Consider the following 8128-nt stretch of genomic DNA (forward strand, 5'->3'; position numbering starts at 1 on the left):
AGGCTGGGCCGGGCTCAACTGCGGTAATCGCCGCGGCCGAGGAGTCAGCTAGGAAAGTCAGAGCGACGATCGAAGGACGCGCCTCCTACGTCGCCAACACGGTCAACGTCACCGACGCCGTGAACACTTTCATGAACATGCAGCCGCAAGCGATCATCATGGTTTCCAGCGGGTCTGCTGCGGCTGGCTTCATTGAGAAGTACCGTATTGCAGGTGGCGCGGCTCAACTGCTTTCRCATTCGGGCGCCGACATCGAGCAACTCTCGAAACGACTGTCTCCGGAGCAGATGCAAGGTGTGGCTATCGCCCAAGTGACGCCAAGTCCGTACAAGGTCTCCAGTCAGCTAGTCAAGGAATTTACTGAGACCGCTGCCAAGACACCCAACCTGGAAGTGCCTGTGAGCTACGCCATGATGGAGGGCTATATTGCCGCTCGCGTCATTTCTGAAGCGATACGCCGCCAAGGCAGCAGGCCCAGCCGCGAGGGGAGCGTTCTAGCCTTGGACAGCATGAGTAATTTTGACTTTGGTGGTTACTTGATCAGCTTTAAACCTGGACAGCACTCTGGCTCCAGCTTCGTCGAGTTATCCATCGTCACCAGCGCTGGCAGGATTCGTCAATAGCTCAAATAATTTGCCATTGATCAGTTGGGTAATAGCAGCCCCCGGCGATTTACATATTCCGCCGGTACTGCCCACCCACCTCAAACAGCGCATTGGTGATCTGCCCCAGCGAGCATACGCGCACAGCCTCCATCAGCACTTCGAACACATTGAGGTTTTCGATCACGGCCTGCTGCAGGCGTTTGAGCATGGCCGGTGACTCGGCGGCGTGGAGGCGGTGGAAGTCGTCCAGGCGCTTGAGTTGGCTTTGCTTTTCTTCCTCGGTGGAGCGGGCCAGTTCAAGCTTGTCTTGTACCGCATCGCCGTGCGGGTTGCGGAAGGTGTTGACGCCGATGATGGGCAGCTCGCCGGTGTGCTTGAGCATCTCGTAGTGCATGGACTCGTCCTGGATGCGGCCACGCTGGTAGCCAGTTTCCATGGCGCCCAGCACGCCGCCGCGCTCAGCGATGCGTTCAAACTCCAGCAGCACGGCTTCTTCTAGCAGCTCKGTGAGCTCCTCGATGATGAAGGCGCCCTGTGAGGGGTTCTCGTTCTTGGCCAGGCCCCATTCGCGGTTGATGATGAGCTGGATTGCCATGGCGCGGCGCACCGATTCTTCGGTGGGCGTGGTGATGGCCTCGTCAAACGCGTTGGTGTGCAGCGAGTTGCAGTTGTCGTAAATCGCGATCAGCGCCTGCAGCGTGGTGCGGATGTCGTTGAACTGGATTTCCTGCGCATGCAGGCTGCGGCCCGAGGTCTGGATGTGGTATTTCAGCTTCTGGCTGCGCTCGTTGGCRCCGTATTTCTCTTTCATGGCCACGGCCCAGATGCGGCGCGCCACGCGGCCCATCACCGTGTATTCCGGGTCCATGCCGTTAGAGAAGAAGAAACTCAGATTGGGCGCGAAGTCGTCGATGTGCATGCCGCGCGCGAGATACGCTTCGACAAAGGTAAAACCGTTTGACAGCGTGAAGGCCAGCTGGCTGATCGGGTTGGCACCAGCTTCGGCGATGTGGTAACCGCTGATGGAGACGCTGTAAAAGTTGCGCACCCGGTTGTGCACAAAGTACTGGGCGATGTCGCCCATGACTTTGAGGCTGAACTCGGTCGAGAAGATGCAGGTGTTCTGTCCCTGGTCTTCTTTCAGGATGTCGGCCTGCACGGTGCCGCGAACGTTTTCCAGCACCCACTCGCGAATCTTCGCGGCTTCGGTTGCCGTGGGGTTGCGGCCATTGTCCTTTTTGAATTTTTCCAGATTCTGGTCGATCGCCGTGTTCATGAACATCGCGAGGATGGTCGGCGCCGGGCCGTTGATGGTCATGGAAACAGACGTCGATGGGTTGCACAGGTCAAAGCCGTCGTACAGCACCTTCATGTCGTCCAGCGTGGCGATGGAAACGCCCGAGTTTCCGACCTTGCCATAGATGTCAGGGCGCAGTGCCGGGTCGTTGCCATAGAGCGTGACAGAGTCAAACGCGGTGGACAGCCGCTTGGCCGCCATGCCTTCGCTGAGCAGCTTGAAGCGGGTGTTGGTGCGGAAGGGGTCGCCTTCGCCGGCGAACATGCGGGTCGGGTCTTCACCCTCGCGCTTGAAGGCAAAGGTGCCGGCAGTGTAAGGGTAGCTGCCGGGCACGTTGTCAAGCATCAGCCATTTGAGAATTTCGCCGTGGTCTTCGTACTGCGGCAGCGCCACCTTGCGGATGGTGGTGCCCGAGAGCGATTTGGTGGTCAGCGCCGTGCGGATTTCCTTGTCGCGGATTTTGACCACGTATTCGTCACCGGCGTAGGCGGCCTGCATGTCGGGCCACTGGGCGAGCAGGGCGCGGGCATCGGCGTCCATGCGCGTCTTGCGGTGACCGGCCAGGTCCAGCGCGGCTTCGGCGGCTGGCGCGCGGTCGGGCTTGTCGATCTTGAGCATGGAGGCCGCGGCCTTGAGCTGCTGCACCTCGCGCGCCAGTTGGGCTTGCGCGCGGGCACGTTTTTTGTAGCCGCGCACCGTGTCGCTGATTTCGGCCAGGTAGCGCGTTCGCGCGGCCGGCACCACCGGCGTCTGGTTGGTACTGTGGCGCACTTCGGCCGCGGGTAGCACACCGCCCTCAAGCGCCAGGCCCAACGCGGCCAGGCGCGGCTTGAGCGCCTGGTRGAGGGCCGTCACGCCGTCGTCGTTAAAGCGCGCAGCCATGGTGCCGAAGACCGGCATCTTGTCGGCCGGCGTGCCCCAGGCTTCCTTGTTGCGTTGCACTTGCTTTGAGACATCGCGCAGGGCGTCGAGCGAACCCTTTCGGTCGAACTTGTTGATGGCGATGAACTCGGCGAAGTCCAGCATGTCGATTTTCTCGAGCTGGCTGGCGGCGCCGAATTCGGGCGTCATCACGTACATGGGCACGTCCACATGCGGCACGATGGCGGCATCGCCCTGGCCTATGCCGGAGGTCTCGACCACGATCAGGTCAAACCCTGCGCATTTGCAGGCGGCGATCACGTCGGGCAGGGCCTGACTGATTTCGGAGCCGAAGTCGCGCGTGGCCAGTGAGCGCATGAAGACGCGTTGACCGCTGTCGGCGTCCTTCTGTCCTGCCAGGGGGACAGTCCAGGGGTTGATCGCGTTCATGCGGATGCGGTCGCCGAGCAGCGCGCCACCACTCTTGCGGCGAGACGGGTCGATACTGATGACTGCCACGCGCAATTTGTCGTTCTGGTCCAGGCGCAGGCGGCGTATCAACTCGTCGGTCAATGAAGACTTGCCGGCGCCGCCAGTGCCCGTAATCCCCAGCACAGGGATCTTGCAGGTGGAGGCCTGCGTGCGGACTTTGTCCACCAGCGCCGCGTCGGCCTTGCCATTCTCCAGCGCCGTGATCAACTGCGCCAGCGCCCGCCAGTTCATCTCTCCGTGGCCTTCAATGGCCGTGACGTTCTTGGGCGCGAAACTGGTCAGGTCTTTGTCGCAGCGCATGACCATCTCGCCGATCATGCCGGCCAGGCCCATCTTCTGGCCGTCTTCAGGGCTGTAGATGCGGGTGACGCCGTAAGCATGCAGCTCGCGGATTTCGGGCGGCACGATGACGCCGCCGCCCCCGCCGAACACCTGGATGTGTTCGCCGCCGCGGCTTTTGAGCAGGTCGACCATGTACTTGAAGTACTCGACATGCCCGCCCTGGTAGGAGCTGATAGCGATGCCTTGCGCGTCCTCCTGCAGGGTGGCTGTGACCACTTCGTCCACGCTGCGGTTGTGGCCCAGGTGGATGACCTCCGCGCCCATGCTCTGCAGGATGCGCCGCATGATGTTGATGGCGGCATCATGACCGTCAAACAGGCTAGCCGCCGTGATGAAGCGCACTTTGTGAGTAGGGCGGTAGCTGGCGAGCGCTTTGTATTCAGCGGACATGTCGGTCATGGTTGTCTCCGGGCGGCGGTTGGGCCGTCGATCTGTGATCTGTTTGATTGACGTTTACGTAAACGTCAATCTTAGCCGGTAAGCCGGCGCCGATCAAGTGTGCGCCCTGTAGCGGTGCGAGCAAAAAAAGGGACGCGGAGCGCCCCTCTTTGCCAAAGCCTGGGGCCCAATGGCTTCCGGGCTGTTTACCCGTACAGGTATTTAGGCAGCCAGAGCGTCAACCCGGGCCAGACGTACATGAACACCATGCACAGGATCACGATCAGCATGTAGGGCATCATGCCGGCGAAGATCTGGTTGATGGTCACATGGGGTGGCGACACCCCCTTCAGGTAGAAAGCCGACATCGCCACGGGCGGCGACAGGAAGGCCGCTTGCAGGTTCACGAAAACCAGCACGCCCCAAAGAATCGGATCGATCTGGAAATGCTGCAGCAGTGGCAGGAAGATGGGCACGAAGATCACGATGATCTCGGTCCACTCCAGTGGCCATCCCAGGACGAAGATGATGGCCTGCGACAGCAGCAGGAACTGCAGTGGTGTCAGATTCATCGACATTACCCATTCCTCGACGACGCGCTGGCCGCCCAGCAGAGCGAAAACCGCGGAGAAGAGTGCTGAACCCACAAACAGCCAGCACACCATGGAGGTCGTCTTGCAGGTCAGGAACACCGCCTCCTTGATTTTCTGAAAGTCCAGCGTGCCGGCATGCCAAGCCATGAGAAAGGCGCCGGCCGCGCCGACGGCCGCCGATTCGGTGGCGGTTGTGATGCCGAACAGGATGACCCCCAGCACGACGATGGTTAGCAGCGCGAGCGGCATGACCGAGCTCACCAGCATCCGCAGGATCTCGAACTGCTCGGCGTCGAAGCGTCGGTAGTACCACAGCAGCAGTCCCGCCATCAGCACGCAGGCGATGGCAAAGCCCGTGTAGAAGGACTCGGGCACGGGTGCGGTCTGTGGCCCCGAACCCGAGGGCTCGCCTATTTCCTGCAGTGGTGCGTCGGCGGTGGTTGTCGCTGTCGATGGCTTCGCATCTTCCGATCCCGGCGGCGCCTGCAAGCCGCCGGCTTCGGCCGGCTCCTTGACCGTGTCGCCGGGTTCTTTCAGCCCTTCTTCCGCAGGTGGTTCCTGGAGGCCGCCTTCGGCGGCCGGCGGCTCCTTCACGCCGCTCTCCGCCGGTGGTTCCTGGACTTCGCCGCTGACTGCGGGCCCTTGCAGGCCTCCGCCCGCCGGCGCTGCGGCCTTGGCGGTGCGTGCCGCCGCCACCTGGGCGATGTTGTCGGCCTGCGAATGGATGACCACATACCACCAGGTGCCGCCCAGAGTCGCCAGCGCGAGCACCACCGGCACCAGGGCTGTGCCCAAGCTGCGCAACAGGAAGCCGCGGCTGACTTGGGCGCCCGCCTGCAGCGCCTTGCCCGGAGCCGCGACGGCCATGGCCAACGCCGGCAGCGTCCTGCGCGAATAGGCGGCGGTCACCTGCTGCAGCCAGAGCGGCACCGGCGCGCGGTTCTGCTCCGGCGGCAGCTTGGGCGCGATCTTGGGGTTGAGCATGACCCAGCCGACGATGTAGACCAGGTAGAGCAGGGCCAGGAAGAAGCCGGGGAACATGGCCGCCGCGTAGAGCTTGACCACGGACTGGCCGGCGACGGCGGCGTAGACGATGATCATCACCGAGGGCGGGATCAGGATGCCCAGCGTGCCGCCGGCGGTGATCACGCCGGCCGCCAGCCGCGTGTCGTAGCCGGCGTTGAGCATGGGCCGCATGGCGATCACGCCCATCAGCACCACCACAGCGCCCACCAGGCCACTGGCGATGCCCCAGAACGTGCAGATGATCAGGGTGGTGACCGCCAGCGAGCCGGGCACGCTGCGGAACGCCAGCTGCACGCTATGGAACATCTTGTCCACCAGCGCGCCGCGCTCCATCACATAGCCCATCAGCACAAACAGCGGAATCGATAACAGGGTCTCGTTGGTCATCGCTCCAAAAGCGCGCTGGACCATCAGGTCGAAGATCCTGTTTTCCCAAAAATGGGTGGACGGATCGTAGAAGGCCACGAAGCCGAACGCCATGCCCAGGCCCATCAGTGTGAATGCGGTGGGAAAGCCCATCATGATGACGACCACGATCAGGCCGAGCATGGTCATGCCGAGGACTGCGTTGCTCATTTGGAGACCTCCGCCCTGTGGGCTGCGGTGCCATGAATCTTCGGAACGGCCGGGCGATTCATGTTCAACCTTTCAGGCCGGCGGATTTTTCGATGGCCAGCAGCTTGGCTTCTTCATCGACAAACTCGCTGCCGGCCAGCTGCTGCGCGACCACATCGGATTCCTGGGCGTCCTTGAGCCGCGGTGTCCAGATGCCGGTGCGGATACAAACGACGCAGCGCAGGATCTCGGACAGCCCCTGCATCAGCACAATGGTGCCAGCCACCGGGATGACAAACTTGAACGGATACAGCGGGATAGGGGTGGCGTTGAAGGTTTGTTCGCGCATCGCCAGTGACTCATTGAAGTATGTCCAGCCGGCCCAGGTCAGCGCCATAATCCCGGGCAGGAAGAAGACGATGTACAGGACCAGGTCCAGCCAGGCCTGCGTGCGGGGCTTCAAGTTGCCGTAGAAGAAGTCGCCGCGCACATGGCCGTCATGYGCCAGCGTGTAGGCGCCCCCCAGCATGAACAGCGTGCCATACAGCATGTTATTGACGTCGAAGATCCATGCGGTGGGCGCGTTGAGCGCGTAACGCTTGAAAACTTCAGCGCAAACGACCACCATGAGGATCACGATGAGCCAGGCGGCGGCCTTCCCGACCCAGGTGCTGATGTGATCAGCCGTGTGAAGGATTTTTTGTGTATTCATTTTGAACCGGTGTTCCCATCAAAAAGGCCAGCCATCCAGGGTTGGACGGCTGGCCGGCTTCGCCGGGGCTCGCAGGCTCAGGCCTTCTTCTTGCCGAAGGAATGGTTGTAGGCCATCTTGAAATCGACCATGTAGTCGTTCTGCCAGGGGATGGTGCGCGCGGCGTAGGCCTTCTGCGAGTCGATCACCTTCTTGAACAGCGGATTGGCCTTGGCTTTGTCCTCGATGATCTTGTCCCAGGCTTCCAGCTGTGCCTTGAGCACGGCGTCGGGCGTCTTGTAGAACTTGATGCCCTGTTTTTTCATTTCAGCGTAGTCGGTGGAATTGCGATCTATGGCCTTCCAGCTCATGTCGGCGCTGGCAGCCTGCACGCCGTAGTCGATGATTGCCTTGAGCTCGGCGGGTAGCGCGTTGTACTTGGCTTTGTTAAACAGAATCTCGAACTGCTCTCCGCTCTGGTGAAAGCTCTGAAGCATGCAGTTTTTGACCACATCCGGAAAACCCAGAACACGGTCCGAACTGGCGTTGTTGAACTCGGCTGCGTCGATCAAGCCGCGGTCCAGCGCAGGTACGATCTCACCGCCGGGCAGCGGATTGACGGAGGTGCCCATCGCTGTGAAGATGTCGACCGACAGTCCGACCGTGCGGAACTTCAGGCCCTTCATGTCACCCACTTTGGCGATCGGCTTCTTGAACCAGCCCAGCGGCTGCGTAGGCATGGGGCCGTAGAGGTATGACACCACATCCATGCTGATCGACTTGTAGATTTCTTCCAGCAGTGCTTTGCCGCCGCCGTAGTTGTGCCAGGACAGGACCATGTTCGGGTCCATGCCGAAGGCCGGGCCGGAGCCCCACAGGGCCAGGGCGTTGTTCTTGCCGTAGTGGTAGGCCACCACACCGTGGCCGCCGTCCAGCGTGCCCTTGTTCACAGCTTCGAGCAGCTGGAATGCCGGCACGACCGCGCCGGAGGGGAGCACCTCGATCTTCAGTCGGCCGCCGGCCATGTCATTGACCTTCTTCGCGAAATCGTTGGCGTATTCATGGAAGATGTCCTTGGCCGGCCAGGTGCTCTGGAAGCGAAAGGACGTTGTCTGCGCCATGGCGACCATGGGGGCGGACAGGGCGCCGGCGGCAATCGCGGCGCCTTTCAGCAGGCCGCGCCTGCGGGGGCTTTTGCTCTCGGTCATGACTTGTCTCCTGTTGTTTCGAAAAAGATAAGAGGACTCATCATTCCGTCTTGCCCATTCCTTACAAAGAGGGTTTCCAC

The 8128-nt window shown here is 61.7% G+C and carries 5 protein-coding genes; 1 reads left to right on the forward strand and 4 read right to left on the reverse strand.

The annotated features are described in order from the left end of the window. The coding region (locus tag AC1D1X_RS10100; RefSeq protein ID WP_477698222.1) for an ABC transporter substrate-binding protein at window positions 1–623 on the forward strand (623 nt) is incomplete at its 5' end. A 49-nt stretch (window positions 624–672) separates the two neighbouring features. Here AC1D1X_RS10100 and icmF read toward each other — a convergent pair. From icmF to AC1D1X_RS10120, 4 genes are all read right to left on the reverse strand, one after another. Further along, window positions 673–3996 (reverse strand): fused isobutyryl-CoA mutase/GTPase IcmF, encoded by a 3324-nt coding sequence (icmF, locus tag AC1D1X_RS10105; protein WP_477698223.1) that lies wholly within the window; start codon window positions 3994–3996, stop codon window positions 673–675. Between the two features lie 185 nt (window positions 3997–4181). After that, complete coding sequence (locus AC1D1X_RS10110) at window positions 4182–6170, reverse strand: TRAP transporter large permease (protein ID WP_477668568.1); 1989 nt, start codon at window positions 6168–6170, stop codon at window positions 4182–4184. Window positions 6171–6234: 64 nt separating this feature from the next. Then, window positions 6235–6861 (reverse strand): TRAP transporter small permease subunit, encoded by a 627-nt coding sequence (locus AC1D1X_RS10115; protein WP_477668567.1) that lies wholly within the window; start codon window positions 6859–6861, stop codon window positions 6235–6237. A 77-nt stretch (window positions 6862–6938) separates the two neighbouring features. After that, on the reverse strand, window positions 6939–8048 hold the full coding sequence (locus AC1D1X_RS10120; protein WP_477668566.1) for a TRAP transporter substrate-binding protein: 1110 nt from the start codon (window positions 8046–8048) through the stop codon (window positions 6939–6941). Window positions 8049–8128 lie beyond the last annotated feature (80 nt).

The organism is Polaromonas sp. P1_G4, from assembly GCF_056405475.1.

Bases quoted from the DNA above. Each gene is read 5' to 3' on its own strand.
- AC1D1X_RS10110 (WP_477668568.1), bottom strand. From the start codon at position 6,170: ATGAGCAACGCAGTCCTCGGCATGACCATGCTCGGCCTGATCGTGGTC.
- AC1D1X_RS10120 (WP_477668566.1), bottom strand. From the start codon at position 8,048: ATGACCGAGAGCAAAAGCCCCCGCAGGCGCGGCCTGCTGAAAGGCGCC.